Raw genomic sequence first — 16,393 nt, forward strand, 5'->3', positions numbered from 1 at the left:
CCACAAAGCCCAGAACTCTCGTCCCGAACCCCTCAATCAGCACCAAGCCAATCAGGAAACTCTAGAGCGAAGGTCGTCGTCGCCAGCAGCGCCGCCGCCCTCGTCAGTGATCGGGCTTATAGACCCCCATCCTCGCAGACGTCAACAGGGATTTTCGGAAAAAATGACAGATTTCTGACAAAGCCCACAAACGCAGGGCTTTGCGCCCCCAAAAAAGTTTTGCCCCCTCCCCCGGGCCTGTGCAGACACAATTTGGCCCTACCTTTTTCACAATCGGCCTATCTAAGCGAAAACGAAGATGCGTCGCGGATACGGGCGCGCGGACAGGCTTGGGATATATAGGATATCGCCCTTACAGCGCCGCGCGTGATTTGACTCCGCCGCGTGAAAGATGCACACCTTCGCGCAACGTATCGCAGGCAAGAATACGGTTTAGAGAAATCGGGGACCCTCAGTTCGGCATGATCACCGACAAGAACATGGTCAGGTCGCTTGGCGACCAGCCACCGATCCTGGCGCATGGCCGGCGCGCGCCCGACAGGCGCGAGATTTCGCTGCGCTGGCTGTCGGGCACCTTCCTGACGGGGATCACCTCGAGCCTCCTGATGGGTGTCGCGCTCTTTGCAGCGCTTGACGGACGCCAGCAGCTGGCAATCCCGGCCGAAGCCTATGCCGCACTCGATGCCGGTTCGAATGGCGACGAGCAAGCGATCGCCGTTCGCGGCGGCCGCATCCTGTCGCCGAAGCTCGTTGCCAAGCCGGCCGACAAGACGATCATGGAAGTCTCGACGATGACCCATGACGGCGAGAAGGAAGTGGTGCGCAAACAGCCCTTCGTTCACGTGAAGATGGCGCTCGCCGCCAATCACCAGGCCTCGGAAAGCTATCCGGACTTCGATCCTCTGGCGATCTTCTCGACGGAGGAGGCAGACGAGGAATCCCCCGTTTCGCGAACCGGCACGCTTTACGGCTCGAACGTCGATTCCGAAGTGGCGCTGAAAACCGTAGACTTCCCGCTGCGCGGCGGCCCCACCTTCGACAGTTCGATGTCGCTAGAAGAGGTCGAGGAAAATGTCCGCACCAACGGCTCTGTCCTGACCGAGGGCAGCACTCAGGTCGCCTCGCTCTATTATGTCGATCCGCAGCGCTTCGCCTCGGAGAGTGACGGGATCGATCTTCTCCAGGGCCTGACCGCGCGCATCGTCGAGCAGAACAAGAGTGACGCCGCCTACGAGACGATCGACGAAGAAACCACCGAATACGCCGACGACATCATTCCGGTGCGGCGCCAGACCGACATCGCGACAGTCATGAGCAGTGCCGGCTACACCAAGGCGCAGGCCGAGGACGCCGCCAGCTATCTCGGCCAGGCGCTCGGCGCCAGCGAGCTTTCCGAAGGCGATGTCCTGCGCATCGGCATCATCCAGAACGGCGAGACGCAGAAGGGCCAGGACGCACGCATCGTGCGGGCCACGATCTATTCGCGCAACCGGCATGTGCTGACGATGGCGGTCGATGACAAGGGCCGCTTCGTCCCCGGCGCCGAGCCACCGAGGCTCGACGCGGTCGCCACCGCCTTCGACGACAACGGCGCGCCGGTCATGACCAGCAGCCACGACCTGCCGCGGGTCTATGACGGCATCTACCGGGCGGCACTTTCCTACGGCATGAACGCCGACATGGTCGGCCTCGTCGTCAAGCTGCTCGCCAGCAATGTCGATTTCCAGGCGCAGCTGAAGCCGACGGATTCGCTTGAAGCCTTCTTCTCCGTGACCGACGAACGCGGCATGGCGACGGAGGAATCCGAGCTCCTCTATGTTCGCGCCAAATTCGGCGATGCCGTTACCGCCTTCTACCGGTTCCAGGATCCGAGCGACAACACGATCGACTATTTCGACCAGGACGGCAAAAGCATCCGCCAGTTCCTGCTGCGCAATCCCGTGCCGAATGGCCATTTCCGTTCGGGCTTCGGCATGCGCCGGCACCCGATCCTCGGTTTCTCGCGCATGCACACCGGCGTCGACTGGGCAGCCCCACGCGGCACACCGATCATCGCCGCCGGCGGCGGTGTCGTCGAAAAGGCCGGCTGGGATTCCGGCGGCTATGGCAACCAGACGCTGATCCGCCATGCCAACGGCTACGTGTCCTCCTACAACCACCAGAGCGCGATCGCCAAAAACGTCAAGGTCGGCAACAAGGTCGTTCAGGGCCAGGTGATCGGCTGGGTCGGAACGACCGGCCTTTCGACCGGACCGCACCTGCACTACGAGCTGATCGTCAACGGCAACAAGGTCGATCCCTTGCGCATCCGACTGCCCGGCGGCAAGTCGCTTTCTGGCGACGCGCTGGCGAAGTTCGAGAAGGAACGCGACCGCATCGACGAATTGCTGAACAAGGACGGCACGGGCGCAGAGGTCGCGAGCAACTAACCGCTCCCCTCCCCTGGTCGAAAATCGGCACAAACAGAAAGGCCGCCCCGAAGGGCGGCCTCTTGATTTGTGCGCTGCCGGACTTAGGCGGCTTCCTTGTCCGGCCCCGCCCCGCGCTTGAAGTTGAGGCGGTCCGAGCCCGAAAGCACCTTGACGGTCGAACCATCAGGGAACTCGCCCTGCAGGATCTTCTCGGCGAGCGGATCCTGCACGAACTTCTGGATCGCCCGCTTCAGCGGACGGGCACCATAGGCCGGGTCGTAGCCCTTGTCGGCCAGGAACGCGCGGGCATCGTCGTCGAGTTCCAGCGTGATCTTGCGCTCGGCAAGCAGCTTGCGCAGCCTTTCGAGCTGGATATCGACGATCGCCCCCATCTCCGACCGACGCAGCCGGTGGAACAGGATGATCTCGTCGACGCGGTTCAGGAACTCCGGCCGGAAGGCGGACTTCACCACCTCCATCACCTGGTCGCGAACCGCATCACTGTCCTCATTTTCGCCAAGCCCGACCAGATACTCCGCGCCGAGGTTCGAGGTCATGATGATCATCGTGTTGCGGAAGTCGACAGTGCGACCCTGACCATCGGTCAGGCGGCCGTCGTCGAGCACCTGCAGCAGCACGTTGAAGACATCCGGATGCGCCTTCTCGATCTCATCGAACAGCACGACCTGATAGGGCCGGCGCCGAACGGCTTCGGTCAACGCACCGCCTTCCTCATAGCCGACATAGCCCGGAGGCGCACCGATCAGCCTGGCGACGGAGTGCTTCTCCATGTATTCTGACATGTCGACACGCAGCAACGCGGTCTCGTCGTCGAAGAGGAACCGGGCAAGCGCCTTGGTCAGCTCCGTCTTGCCGACGCCGGTCGGGCCCAGGAAGATGAACGAGCCGATCGGCCGGTTCGGATCCTGGAGACCCGCACGGGCACGCCGGACGGCACGGGAAACTGCCTGCACGGCGTCACCCTGGCCGACGACCCACTTCGCCAATTCGTCTTCCATGCGAAGCAGCTTGTCGCGTTCGCCTTCCAGCATCTTGTCGACCGGAATGCCCGTCCAGCGCGAAACGACATGCGCGATGTTGTCGGGGGTCACGACCTCCTGCACCATCGGGTTGGCATTGGCGTTCTCCTGGCTTTCGGCGTCCGAGAGCTCCTTTTCGAGCTTCGGAATGACACCGTAGGTCAGTTCGCCGGCACGCTGGAACTCGCCCTTGCGCTGGACGATCGCCAGTTCGTTGCGGGCTTCGTCGAGCTGCTTCTTGAGGTCGGCGGCACGCCCGAGCTTCTGCTTTTCCGCCTGCCAGCGGGCCGTCAGCGCGGATGCCTGCTCTTCGAGCGAAGCAAGATCAAGTTCGAGCTTCTCGAGCCGATCCTTCGACGAGACATCGGTTTCCTTCTTTAGGGCCTCGCGCTCGATCTTCAGCTGGATGATGCGACGATCGAGCTCGTCGAGCTCCTCGGGCTTGGAATCCACCTGCATGCGCAGCCGCGACGCGGCTTCGTCCATCAGGTCGATCGCCTTGTCCGGCAGGAAGCGGTCGGTGATGTAGCGGTTCGAAAGGGTCGCGGCGGCAACCAGCGCCGAATCCGAAATCCGGACCTTGTGGTGCTGCTCGTACTTTTCCTTCAGACCGCGCAGGATCGAGATCGTGTCTTCGACCGTCGGCTCCTCGACCATGACCGGCTGGAAGCGACGGGCAAGGGCCGCGTCCTTTTCGACATGCTTGCGGTACTCGTCGAGCGTGGTCGCACCGACGCAATGCAGCTCGCCGCGCGCCAGCGCCGGCTTCAACAGGTTGGAGGCGTCCATGGCGCCATCGGCCTTGCCGGCCCCGACCAGCGTGTGCATCTCGTCGATGAACAGGATGATCTCGCCGTTTTCGGCCTGCACCTCGTTGAGCACGGCCTTCAGCCGCTCCTCGAACTCGCCGCGGAACTTCGCACCGGCAATCAGCGCGCCCAGGTCGAGCGCCATCAGCCGCTTGTCCTTGAGGCTTTCCGGCACGTCACCATTGACGATGCGCAGTGCCAGGCCCTCGGCGATCGCGGTCTTGCCGACGCCGGGCTCACCGATCAGAACCGGGTTGTTCTTGGTGCGGCGCGACAGCACCTGGATGGTGCGGCGGATCTCGTCGTCGCGGCCGATGACCGGGTCGAGCTTGCCTTCTCGCGCGTCGGCCGTCAGGTCGCGCGCGTATTTCTTCAGGCTGTCGAAGCCCTGTTCGGCAGTGGCGCTGTCGGCGGTGCGGCCCTTGCGGATGTCGTTGATCACCTGATTGAGCTTGGTCGGCGTGACGCCGGCCTTCTTCAGGATGTCAGCAGTGGCCGCAGAGCTTTCGATCGCCAGCGCCAGCAACAGGCGCTCGACGGTGACGAAGCTGTCGCCAGCCTTCTTGGCTGCGTCTTCGGCGCTCGAAAACACCCGCGCAAGCGGCTGCGACAGATAGACGGAACCGTTGCCGCCGGAAACCTTGGGAAGCTTTGCAAGCGCTGCGTCATTGCCGGCGCGCGCTTCGCGGGCATCACCACCGGCCCGCTCGATCAGCGAGGCGGCCATGCCCTGGTCGTCGTCGAGCAGTACCTTCAGCACATGCTCCGGCGTGAACTGCTGGTGTCCTTGCGCCAGCGCATAGGTCTGCGCCGACTGCAGAAAACCGCGCACGCGCTCGGAATATTTTTCGATGTTCATACTCTACCTCCATAGCCCGGCAGGCCCATCATGGCACCCGTCGGTGTTTCAGGATCAGGCTCCCGCATTCGGCAAGCCTGTCAGTGTGGCGCGATCCCCGCTTTGCGTCGGATCAACGCGTCCGAAGCGAATATGGGGCAGCGATTTTGGAAATTAAAGAGCCTCTCGGCGCTCCTGAGACGGAAATCTGCAACCACGAGGCGGCCGCGCACCGAAAGGGTAACGCGGCCGCGGGATCGTCTATGCCGCGGGGGTCCGCTCGGCGAAGGACGCGCCGAATTCCTTCATCCGCCGCACATAGTAGGCCGGCTCGATCAGGACCTCCGGCAGATAGAGGCCCGGCGTCGGGGCGGCCCCTCCTTCAAGGCCGAGCATGCGCTCGACCGCAAGGGCGACGCCAAGCGCCGTCAGTGGGGCCTGGCCCTGAGGGTGCACAATCTCATAGCGACGGTCGACCAGTTCGCCGTGTTTGTCGCGGCCCTTGATATCGATGGCGATCTCCGTCGAGAACGGTTCGCCGCGCCGCCTGCTCGCGGACACGCTATAGGCAAGATCCAGGCGGATATCGCTGGCGTTGGTACGGGCCGAAAGCGCCATGACGTCGAAGGGCGAATAGGCGGTCGCTTCGAGTTCGACGCCGTCAACGCTTCTGAAGCGCGCCTTGGAATCCTCGCCGCCGGCCCAGTGGAACTTGCCATCCGCGACGGTCAAAGCGGCGGGCGCAAGGCCGGTGATGCGGTTGTAATCCGCAAGTGCTGCCGGCCCACCCATGTCCTCTTCGTCGAGCAAGACGCCGATGCGGATCGTGTCGATCGCCTCATAGGCTTTGGCAAAGTCGAGGATCGGGAAGATCGCGGCGCCGGCGAGCCAGTGGCTGGCGAGCAGGATCGGCGCACTGTCCGGCGCGTGGATATACTGCGCCATCTCCGGACCGACCTCGAAGGTGCCGCTCGATAGGCTGATATAGGGAATGCCGTGGCGCTGGGCGTAACGCATCGAACTCAGCTTTTCGTCTTTCAGGAAGATGACGACGGCGCTGAAGCGGGGCGCATCGCCAAGGCCGAGATCCGGGCGACTGAGGTCGACGCTGACCCCGACCGCGCCGCCAACCTCACGTGCGACCGCCTCGGCCCTGCCAAGATCGCGGCCACCGATCGCGATCGGCAGCGTCGGGTGCAGACGACGAATGATCCTTGCGGCCTGCGACCCGACGACACCGGAACCACCGACAATCAAAACGGGCAGAAACTTGCTCGACATCTTCCTATCTCCTAAACGAGAGGTAAGCGGCACCTACCGAACTTACCATTGGTAACTTACTGTTGGTAAGTAAGATGCCGAATACCACTTTCAAGAGGCATGGGCCGACGCGAAAAGAGGATTGTGATCGATGAGCCGGACGAAAGGCCGAAAGCTTGCGAAGCCCGAGCGGCGCGCCCAGCTGCTCGAGACCGCCAGGGAGATCCTGCGCGAACGGGGCGCCGACGCCCTGACGCTTGGCCATCTCGCCGAAGGCGCTGGCGTCAGCAAGCCGATCGCCTATGAACACTTCGGCACGCGCGAGGGGCTCTTGATCGCGCTCTCCCAGGAAATCGAAGACCGGCACACGGAAAAACTGAAGGTCGCGCTGAAGGGTGCATTAAATCGGCTCGAAGCGGTCGCCGATATCATCAGTTCCGTCTACATCAACTGTGCTGTCGAAAGCGGCGAGGAATGGCAGGCGATCTCCGGCGCGCTGCGCGGCAATGCGGACATGATCGCCACGCAGCAACAGCAGGCTGACGATTACGTCGCCATGATCAAGGCAGCCCTCTCTCCTTTCTCGGAAGTCCCCGAGGACGATCTGAGGCTTCGCTGCACGGGTATCGCCGGCGCGGCCGAGGCGATCGGCCGCGAACTGATCCGCGGGCGCACAAACGAGACCGCTGCGAGCAGCAACCTAACTGCGCTCATCATCGACAGTGCCAAAAGCTGACCAGTGCAACTGGCTGATCAGCGTTTGCCGTGCAAAGAAAAACCCGGCCGCGATGGGCCGGGTTTTTGATGCCTGCACCGGGCAGGCTGACTAAAGCGACTTCGCTTACTCGGAAGCAGCCAGAGCCGGCGCTTCCGGAGCGTCATCACCCGACGGCTGAGCTTCGTCGGCAGCACCTTCCTGGGCGCTGCGGCGCGGACGGCGCGGACGCGGCGCGTTGCGGCGGCGCGTTGCGGCACGGCCGGAAGCGGCAGGAGCTTCTTCTTCCATCGCAACTTCGGCCGGCGTGCCTTCGATCACCGGCTGCGGGCCGGTACCATCGATGACAACGGGCTGCGGCTCGGCAACAGGCGTTACGGCTGCGGCACCCGAAGCCGGCATGTCGTCGGCGTAGCCCTGATCCAGATCGTCCTGGTCCTGGTCGGCTGCGTCGTGGCCGCGGAAGTCCTGACGGTCGTCACGCTGGAAACGATCCTGCATCTGCGCCTGCGCGGCAGCAATGATGCGGTTGTAGTGTTCGGCGTGCTGCAGGTAATTTTCCGCCATGACCCGGTCGCCGGAGCTCTGGGCGTCGCGCGCAAGTGCAGAGTACTTCTCGGCGATGTGCTGGGCCGTACCGCGAATCTTCACATCCGGGCCGGAGCTGTCGTAGGTCCGCGTCAGCGGATTCGAGCCCTTGCGGTTGTGATTGTTGTTGCTTCCATTGTTGTTGTTATTGTTGTTGTTATTTCGCCCGCGGCCGCGCTTGTTTTGCTGTCCTGGCCTCATAGTACATTCACCCGAATTCTCTTGATAATGATGATCATGTGGTTTCGTCTTCCGGCCGGATCCGCCCGACAGAGCACGCACCGTTGCGCTCGCACAATGGCGGCTTCGGCGCCGACTGACGTCAAATTAACAGGTACCCGCACAAGGCACGTGTTGAACCCTAGCAACTCTTTCTTGAGAGCAATCCCCGTGGCCAGGTCATACCGGAACGAATCTTAGGTCCATGACCTTCTGCCCAGTGCGCGGGCAAACTAGCCCGCTTCCTCTGGGATTCCAAGCCCTTTCTTTGCCTCTGCAAGAAAGAAGATGCGCCAGTGCAGCATTTTTTCAACGGTTTGTGTCGCGTTCGAAGATCAGGACGCGGTCATTGCCGCCGAGATCCTTCGCCTCTTCACGCAGACGGAATTTTTCGGCGTAAAACAACGCCGTTACCGCCTCTTTCTGGTCGAAACCGATTTCCAAGCCTATCACGCCGTTTGTCTCAAGATGATGACCAGCTTGAGAAGCGATGGCGCGATAGGCATCTAGCCCATCTTCTCCGCCATCAAGCGCTGCGGCCGGGTCGTGAAGTCTCACCTCCGGCTCAAGCTCTTCGACCACACTGGACCGGATATACGGCGGATTTGAGACGATAACGTCGTAACGACCGTCCACCTTTTCGTACCAGTTGCTGAGCAACGGCCGAAAGCGATCCGCAAGTCCGAGAGCGACGGCATTTGCCGTCGCCGTTGCCAGCGCGTCTCCGGATATATCGGTAGCCGTGCCCCTGGCTTCAAGAACCTCAGACAGAAGCGCGAGACAAATCGCGCCCGTGCCGGTCCCGAGATCGATGATCTCGCAACCTCCCTTTCGCGCGACCACCGCGCGCAGATAGGGGATCATGCGGTCGACCAAGGTCTCGGTGTCCGGGCGCGGCTCCAGGGTTTCCTTCGACAGCCTCAGCGGCAGACCGAAAAACTCGCGTTCACCGAGGATGCGATAGACCGGCTCGCGCGCCAGCCGGCGCGCAACCGCCGCCCGGATCCGCTGGGCATCCTCATCCGAAACCGGGTCCCTGCCCCGCGACACGACCGCGCTCAGCGACAGGTCGAGCAGGCCCGAGATCAGGTGCCGGACGTCGAGCGCCGCATGCTCGATGCCGCCCGCCTGCAGGCGATCGCGACTTTCGGCAACCAGGCTCGCGAGCGTCTCGGCCATCTCTTAGCCCCGCTGCTCGCCGAGCTGCGCCAGCTGGCTCGCCTGGTAGTCGGCAAGCAGCGCATCGACGACTTCGTCGATCTCACCCATCATCATCCGGTCGAGCTTGTAGAGCGTCAGGTTGATGCGGTGGTCGGTAAGGCGTCCCTGCGGGAAATTGTAGGTGCGGATGCGTTCGGAGCGATCGCCCGATCCCACCTGGCTCTTGCGGTCGGCCGAGCGTTCGCTGTCGGCGCGCTGGCGCTCCATGTCGTAGAGGCGCGAGCGCAGCACCTGCATCGCTTTCGCACGGTTCTGGTGCTGCGACTTTTCCGAGCTGGTGACGACGAGCCCGGTCGGCAGGTGGGTGATGCGCACGGCCGAGTCCGTCGTGTTGACGTGCTGTCCGCCGGCGCCCGACGAGCGCATCGTGTCGATGCGGATATCCTCGGGCCGGATCTCGATATCGATGTCTTCGGCCTCGGGCAGCACTGCGACGGTTGCCGCCGAGGTGTGAATGCGACCGCTCGCCTCCGTCTCCGGCACGCGCTGTACGCGGTGCACACCAGACTCGAACTTCAGCCGCGCGAACACGCCGCGCCCGGAAACTGTAGCGATGATTTCCTTGAAACCGCCGGCTTCGCCTTCGCTCGACGACAGCACTTCGACCTTCCACCCCTTGCCCGCCGCATAACGCTCGTACATCCGGAACAGGTCGCCGGCAAACAGCGCCGCCTCGGAACCACCGGTTCCGGCGCGGATTTCAAGGATTGCGCTTTTTTCGTCGGCCGCATCCTTCGGCAGGAGCAGGATCTGGATTTCCTGTTCCAAACCCTCGATCGTCGCTTGGACCTCGGGCTTTTCCATTTCGGCGAGATCACGCATCTCGCGATCGGTCGATTTGTCGGCGAGCATGGCGGAGATGTCGGCAAGCTCCGCCGTCGCCTTTTCGTAGGCGCGGATCTTCGTCACCACCGGCTGCAGTTCGGAATACTCCGAGGCGAGCTTGACGTAGACGTCCGCGGCCGGGCCGGCGGACATGCGCGCCTCGATTTCACCGAACCGCCGTTCCAGTTCGCGCATCTTTTCAACGGGAAGCTTTGCCAAGTCTCACTCCAATGCGTCTCGCCCCGGCCGGATCAGCTCCGGACGAGGGTTGCGACGCGTCACTTCAATCTAAACCGGAATGCCGTTTTCCGCGGCGAAATCCACCAGCATCTGGCGAACGGGCGTCTGATCTCGCGTGTCGTCCAGTGCAGCGTTGAGCAGTGCGCCGAGCTTGGACGCGTCAAGCGCCAGAAGCATCGCCTTGATCGGTCCGACGGCCGTCGGCGACATCGACACCGAACGGAAGCCAAGACCCAGCAGCGCCATGGCCGAGAGCGGCTTGCTCGCCATCTCGCCGCAGAGCGTCACCGGCGTATCGTGCCGGTCGCCGGCGCGCACGATATCACGCAGGATCCTGAGGAACGGGCGCCCGAGCACGTCGAAACGATCGGACACGCGGGCATTGCCGCGGTCGACGGCCATCGCGAACTGGAAGAGGTCGTTGGAGCCGACCGAGACGAAGTCCACCTCGGTCATCAGCTCGTCGAGCTGCCAGAGCAGCGCCGGCACTTCCAGCATGGCGCCGAATTGCAGCTTGCGCGGCAACTGTTCGCCGAGCTTCGACTGCCGCTCGATTTCCTTCTGCAGGAGGTCGCGCGCGATCCTGAGTTCGGAGACCTCGGTGACCATCGGCAGCATCAGCTTGAGCTCGGCACCGGCCGCCGCCCGCAGCATCGCGCGGAGCTGGGTGCGCAGCAGACCCGGCCGGTCGAGCGAAAGCCGGATGGCGCGCCAGCCGAGCGCCGGGTTTTCCTCTTCCGCAGCGCGGAAATAGGGAACCACCTTGTCGCCGCCAATATCGAGTGTGCGGAAGGTTACGGGCTTGCCGCCCGTCTGCTTCAGCACGCTGCGGTAGAAGGCTTCCTGTTCCTCCGCCTTCGGCATGGTCGAGGCGATCATGAACTGGAGTTCGGTGCGGAAGAGGCCGATGCCTTCGGCACCCGCCTCGTTCAGATGCGGAAGGTCGACCAATAGGCCGGCATTCATCTGCAACGTGATACGCGTGCCGTCCCGGGTCAGCGGTTCGACGTCCTTCAGCGCGCGGAACTGTGCCTGACGCCGCGCCCGGAAGCGAACCTTTTCCTCATAGGCGCGCTGCAGGTCGGCGAGCGGCCGCAGATGCACCTTGGCGTCATCGCCATCGATGATGATCGCGTCGCGGTTTTCCGCAAGCGCCACGGCACCGGTCGCCTGGCCGATCACAGGAATGCCCATGGCGCGGGCAACGATCACCACGTGGCTGGTGACGGCACCCTCTTCGAGCACCAGGCCGCGCACATTTTCGCGCGGATAGTCGAGCAGCTCGGCAGCGCCCATGGCGCGCGCGACGATCACCGCATCGTTCGGGAAGTCGCTCGCCGAAAGCTTGGCGCCGTAGCCCGAGAGCTGGCGCAGCAAGCGGTTGGCGAGATCGTCAAAATCATGCATGCGCTCGCGCAGATAAGGGTCCGTCAGGCGGATCATGCGCGCTTTGGTTTCGCTCTGCACACGCTCGACGGCGGCTTCCGCCGTCAGGCCGTTGCGGATCGCTTCTTCGAGCTTGCGCACCCAGCCGCGGTCATGCGCGAACATGCGGTAGGTCTCGAGCACGGCCCGATGCTCGCCCTCCATCGACACCTCGCGGCGCGACAGCATGTCGTCGATCGAGATGCGCAGCGACCCGAGCGCCTCGGCAAGCCGCTGCAGCTCCTGGTCGGTATCCTCGTTGAGGAGATTGGTGACGACGATCCTTGGTTCGTGCAGGACGACATAGCCAAGGCCGATGCCTTCGCCGTAGCTGTTGCCGTCGATCGAGACGGGACGCGAGAGATCGAGTTCGAGACCTGGCTTGGTGATCTTCTTGAGCTCGCCGGTTGCCACCATCTCGGCGAGAACCATGGCGGTCGTTTCGAGCGCCTCGACCTCGTCCTCGCGATAGTTGCGCATCGCCTTGTTCTGGACGACGAGAACGCCGAGCGCGCGCCCTGTGCGCAGGATCGGCACGCCGAGGAAGGAATGATAGATCTCTTCGCCGGTCTCCGGCAGGTAGGTAAAGGCCGGGTGAGACTGGGCGTCGGACAGATTGAGCGGCCGGGCCGAAGCGGCGATGGTACCGACGAGGCCCTGCCCCATCTTCAACTGCGCCAGGTGAACGGCGGCCTTGTTCAGACCTTCGGTCGCATAGAGTTCGAGCACGCCGTCGGAGCGCAGCACGTAGACCGAACACACTTCCGCGACCATATTCTGCGCGATCTGGCGCACGATACGGTCAAGGCGCTCCTGCGGCTCCAGCGGTTCCGCCATCAACTCGCGCAACCGCTTGAGGAGAACGCGCGGACCTGCGGAAAGGTCTCTCATCGCGTGGGGTCTCCCGAAATAGAGGGGACGGCAGCAAACGGGATGCGCGGCCAAGTCGCCGCGAATCCCAAATCGGTCGTCTGTCGATTAACTCTTATCGAGACCGTAGGCGGAATGCAAAGTGCGAACCGCCAATTCCGCATAGGGTCCATCGATCAGGATCGAAATCTTGATCTCGGAAGTGGTGATCGCCTTGATGTTGATGCCCTTGTCGGCAAGCGCACGGAAGGCCGACGCTGCAACACCGGCGTGGCTGCGCATGCCGATACCGATGACCGATACCTTGACGAGGCCGGCTTCGGACTGGACGACGTCGTAACCGATCTTGTCCTTGTTGTCGCCGAGCACCTTCAGTGCCTTGTCGACATCGCCGGAGGGAACCGTGAAGGTCATGTCGGTTTTCGAACCGTCCTCGGAGATGTTCTGGACTATCATATCGACGTTGATATGGGCTTCAGCCAGCGGGCCGAAAATCGCGGCGGAGACGCCCGGCCGGTCGGCGAGACGGCGCAGCGAAATCTGGGCTTCATCCTTGGCATAGGCAATGCCGGTTACGACTTCCTGTTCCACGATCTCATCCTCATCACAAATCAGCGTACCGGGCGGATTGAGAAGGTCACCCATGCCCGGCGCATCGGGATCTTCGAAAGACGAACGCACGAAGGTGCGGACCTTGTGCACCATGGCAAGCTCCACCGAGCGCACCTGCAGCACCTTGGCGCCGAGCGATGCCATTTCCAGCATTTCCTCGAACGCGATCTTCTTCAGACGCCGCGCCTTCGGCTCGATGCGCGGGTCGGTGGTGTAGACGCCATCGACGTCGGTGTAGATGTCGCAGCGATCAGCCTTGACCCCTGCGGCGATCGCAACCGCCGAGGTGTCGGAGCCGCCGCGGCCGAGCGTGGCGACGCGGTTGTCGGGCCCAAGCCCCTGGAAGCCGGCGATGACGGCGACCTGGCCCTCGCCCATGCGGCGGACAAGTTCGGCACCGTCGATGTCGAGAATGCGGGCAGCGCCGTGGGCGTTGTCGGTGCGGATCGGGACCTGCCAGCCCTGCCACGATCGGGCGTTGATGCCCATCGACTGCAGCGCGATGGCGAGAAGACCGGAGGTCACCTGTTCGCCGGACGCGACAATCGCGTCGTATTCGCGCGCATCGTAGAAGGGCGAGTTGGCGCCGGTTGCCTTCGGCATGTTCTGCACCCAGCCGACCAGCTCATTGGTCTTGCCGGACATCGCGGAAACGACGACGGCAACTTCGTGGCCGGCATCGACCTCGCGTTTCACATGGCGGGCAACATTGTGGATGCGTTCCAAATCAGCGACGGACGTCCCGCCGAATTTCATCACGATGCGTGCCATGTGCCTCTACCGGTACCCAAATTGCGCGCGCTTGCGCGCGTGACAGGAAAGCCCCCGCCGGCGCCCGACGGTCAAAAAGCTTGGGAGACTTCTCGCACATCGGCAGTCACCGCTTCGGGGAGCGGAAAGTCGCGGCGTCTCTTAGCGGATCAGGGGCCTGCGCGCAATGGCAGGGCGGCAGGAATAAGGCTCCATACGCACGGTGGGGAAACGTGCGCGGTCGCGGTTTGCGCCACTTGAAATTGCGGCAGCGCCGGCTAGGCTGCCAACGGACGCTTGAGGGGGCAGACATGCAAGCACATCGCATACCCGCAACCGCACGAATGATGGCCCGCTGTGCCGTCGCGCTTTCCGTGACGCTCTTGTGTTCGACACCGTCGAACGCCGCCGATTTCGACCAGGCGCGCATGGCGCCGCAAGGCGACTGGACGGTGATCGTCAGCCCCTATGTCTGGGCGGCGAGCCTCAAGGGGGACGCATCGCTTGCCGGCTTCGACACCGATGTCGACGTGCCCTTCAAAGACACGCTCGACCATCTCGACCTGGCGCTGATGGGCAACATCGAGCTGACCAACGGCCAATGGGGTGTCTATTTCGACGGCCAATACGTCCGTACCAGCCAGGATGAGGAGCTGCTCAGCCATGAGATCGGCCTCGACATCAAGATGACGACGCTGGCCTTCGGCGCGTTCTATCAGGTCTATGAGCAGGAACTCGGCGGCAACACCGTCTTCGGCAAGCCCCGGACGCTGTCGATCGAGCCGACGATCGGTCTGCGCTGGACGAAGCTCGAGGCGGACGTGTCCGTGGCCGGCTTCAACACGAGCAAGAGCGCCGACTGGACCGCCCCCTTCGTCGGCCTGCGGCTCAACGCCGATCTCGGCGAGCGCTGGAACCTCGTCGCCGAGGCCGATGTCGGCGGCTTCGATGTCGGCTCAAAGCTCAGCGTCAACGCCCAGGCCTATCTCGGATACCGGACCGAAATGCTTGGCCAGCCGACAATTTTGCGCGCCGGGTACCGGTTGCTCTATCAGGATTACGAAAGCGACGACTTCACGGGCGCGAACAAGTTCCGCTGGGACGTGAACCAGCACGGCCCGGTGATCGGCTTTTCCATGTTGTTTTAGAACCTGGGCCTGCTTCAACGCTCAAGGACCGACTGGCGGATACCCAGCATACGCTTTGCCCGCGAAGGAGAATGGTATGACGTTCATCGTAAAGCCGGCCGTCCGATCGGTCACATCCGCACTTGCCGCCCTTCTCATGCTCGGTCAGACGACGGCGGAAGCCTGCACCCGCCTCGTCTATCTCGGCCCCGATGACAATATCATCACTGCCCGATCGATGGACTGGAAGAGCGACGTCGCGACCAACCTCTGGGTCCTGCCGCGCGGCATCGAGCGCAACGGTCAGGCAGGGCCGAACTCATTCAAATGGACGGCGAAGTATGGAAGCGTCGTGGCCACCGGCTATGATGTCTCGACCACCGACGGCGTCAACGAGGCCGGCCTCAATGCCAATCTCCTGTGGCTGGTCGAATCCGAGTACCCTGACTTCAATGACAAATCGAAACCGGGCCTGACGATCGCCGCCTGGGCGCAATATGTGCTCGACAGCTTCGCCACTGTGGAGGATGCGGTGAAGGCGCTTGAGAAAGAACCGTTCACGATCGTCACCGACAACGTACCGGGTGAGAACCGGCTGACGACACTGCACCTTTCGATCTCGGACAAGACCGGCGACAGCGCCATCGTCGAGTATATCGGCGGCAAGCAGGTGATCCATCACGGTCGCCCGTATCAGGTGATGACCAATTCGCCTGTCTTCGACCAGCAACTGGCCCTGAACGCCTACTGGAAGCAGATCGGCGGCACCGTGATGCTGCCGGGCACGAACCGCGCGGCCGATCGTTTCGCGCGCGCCTCGTTCTACGTCAACGCCATTCCGAAGGACGAGAACCCCGACCGTGCGCTGGCCAGCGTCTTCAGCGTCATTCGCAATGTCTCGGTTCCCTATGGGCTCAACACGCCGGAGGAACCGAACATTTCCTCGACCCGCTGGCGCACCGTGGTCGATCACAAGCGCAAGCTCTATTTCTTCGAGTCGGCGCTGACCCCGAACACCTTCTGGGTCGACCTGAAGAAGATCGATTTTACCAAGGAGACCGGCAAGGTGATGAAGCTCGATCTCGGCGAAAATCAGGATCACACCTATTCGGGCGATGCGACCGGCGACTTCAAGCAGGCCGAACCGTTCAAGTTCCTCGGGTTGCAGATGTGAGCACACCGGCTCGGGGCCGGCGCGAAGCCATTGAAAATTGCGCGCGACGGTGTTATTGACGCTGCCGCAAGTTCAAATTCGAGAAAGGGGGGCTGCACGTGATGACATTTTTCCGGCACCACCGCCAGCGTGGCCCCGTCCAAGCCCTGCAGATGCGTTTGCAGGGCTGACCAGACATCCTTTCGCGAAGATCGCGAGCTTATCCCTGGTCTGCCCAGAGTGATGCAGTGCGGAACCGTTTCGGTTTGAACGCCTGCATCGTCTTCCAA

11 protein-coding genes are annotated in these 16,393 nt (G+C 63.0%); 4 read left to right on the forward strand and 7 right to left on the reverse strand.

What is annotated here, in order from left to right:
* Positions 1 to 461 precede the first annotated feature (461 nt).
* Positions 462 to 2,429, forward strand: a complete 1,968-nt coding sequence (locus IB263_RS18445) for a M23 family metallopeptidase (protein ID WP_192438824.1) — start codon at positions 462 to 464, stop codon at positions 2,427 to 2,429.
* A gap of 83 nt (positions 2,430 to 2,512) precedes the next feature.
* Here IB263_RS18445 and clpB read toward each other — a convergent pair whose 3' ends face one another.
* The gene (clpB, locus tag IB263_RS18450) at positions 2,513 to 5,119 is read right to left on the reverse strand and encodes an ATP-dependent chaperone ClpB (protein ID WP_112771850.1); all 2,607 of its coding nucleotides are present in this window, start codon (positions 5,117 to 5,119) and stop codon (positions 2,513 to 2,515) included.
* A 240-nt stretch (positions 5,120 to 5,359) separates the two neighbouring features.
* A complete protein-coding gene (locus tag IB263_RS18455; protein WP_034797683.1) occupies positions 5,360 to 6,379 on the reverse strand; it encodes a hypothetical protein in 1,020 nt (339 codons plus the stop codon).
* Positions 6,380 to 6,509: 130 nt separating this feature from the next.
* Here IB263_RS18455 and IB263_RS18460 point away from each other — a divergent pair, with 130 nt between their 5' ends.
* Entirely contained in the window at positions 6,510 to 7,094 is a 585-nt protein-coding gene (locus tag IB263_RS18460) for a TetR/AcrR family transcriptional regulator (protein WP_192438825.1), read from the forward strand.
* A 105-nt stretch (positions 7,095 to 7,199) separates the two neighbouring features.
* On the opposite strand, the gene IB263_RS18465 is transcribed toward IB263_RS18460, so the two are convergent.
* The 5 genes from IB263_RS18465 to IB263_RS18485 all read right to left on the reverse strand — a co-directional run bounded on the left by IB263_RS18465 (position 7,200) and on the right by IB263_RS18485 (position 13,844).
* Positions 7,200 to 7,862 carry a DUF4167 domain-containing protein gene (locus tag IB263_RS18465; protein WP_034797687.1) on the reverse strand — a complete coding sequence of 221 codons (663 nt, stop codon included), beginning with the start codon at positions 7,860 to 7,862 and terminating at the stop codon, positions 7,200 to 7,202.
* A 327-nt stretch (positions 7,863 to 8,189) separates the two neighbouring features.
* Positions 8,190 to 9,059, reverse strand: a complete 870-nt coding sequence (gene prmC, locus IB263_RS18470) for a peptide chain release factor N(5)-glutamine methyltransferase (RefSeq protein WP_060609769.1) — start codon at positions 9,057 to 9,059, stop codon at positions 8,190 to 8,192.
* Positions 9,060 to 9,062: 3 nt separating this feature from the next.
* A complete protein-coding gene (gene prfA / locus IB263_RS18475) occupies positions 9,063 to 10,145 on the reverse strand; it encodes a peptide chain release factor 1 (RefSeq protein WP_112771847.1) in 1,083 nt (360 codons plus the stop codon).
* Between the two features lie 69 nt (positions 10,146 to 10,214).
* Positions 10,215 to 12,482, reverse strand: a complete 2,268-nt coding sequence (gene ptsP / locus IB263_RS18480) for a phosphoenolpyruvate--protein phosphotransferase (RefSeq protein WP_034797694.1) — start codon at positions 12,480 to 12,482, stop codon at positions 10,215 to 10,217.
* A gap of 87 nt (positions 12,483 to 12,569) precedes the next feature.
* Entirely contained in the window at positions 12,570 to 13,844 is a 1,275-nt protein-coding gene (locus tag IB263_RS18485; RefSeq protein ID WP_192438826.1) for an aspartate kinase, read from the reverse strand.
* Positions 13,845 to 14,170: 326 nt separating this feature from the next.
* Between IB263_RS18485 and IB263_RS18490 the strand changes: the two genes are divergently transcribed.
* Together IB263_RS18490 and IB263_RS18495 are read left to right on the forward strand one after the other, a co-directional pair.
* Positions 14,171 to 14,971 (forward strand): hypothetical protein, encoded by an 801-nt coding sequence (locus tag IB263_RS18490; RefSeq protein WP_192438930.1) that lies wholly within the window; start codon positions 14,171 to 14,173, stop codon positions 14,969 to 14,971.
* Positions 14,972 to 15,107: 136 nt separating this feature from the next.
* Positions 15,108 to 16,124 carry a linear amide C-N hydrolase gene (locus IB263_RS18495; protein ID WP_226020909.1) on the forward strand — a complete coding sequence of 339 codons (1,017 nt, stop codon included), beginning with the start codon at positions 15,108 to 15,110 and terminating at the stop codon, positions 16,122 to 16,124.
* The last annotated feature ends 269 nt before the right edge of the window (positions 16,125 to 16,393 follow it).

The organism is Ensifer sp. ENS03, assembly GCF_014852035.1.
Lineage (GTDB): Bacteria > Pseudomonadota > Alphaproteobacteria > Rhizobiales > Rhizobiaceae > Ensifer > Ensifer adhaerens.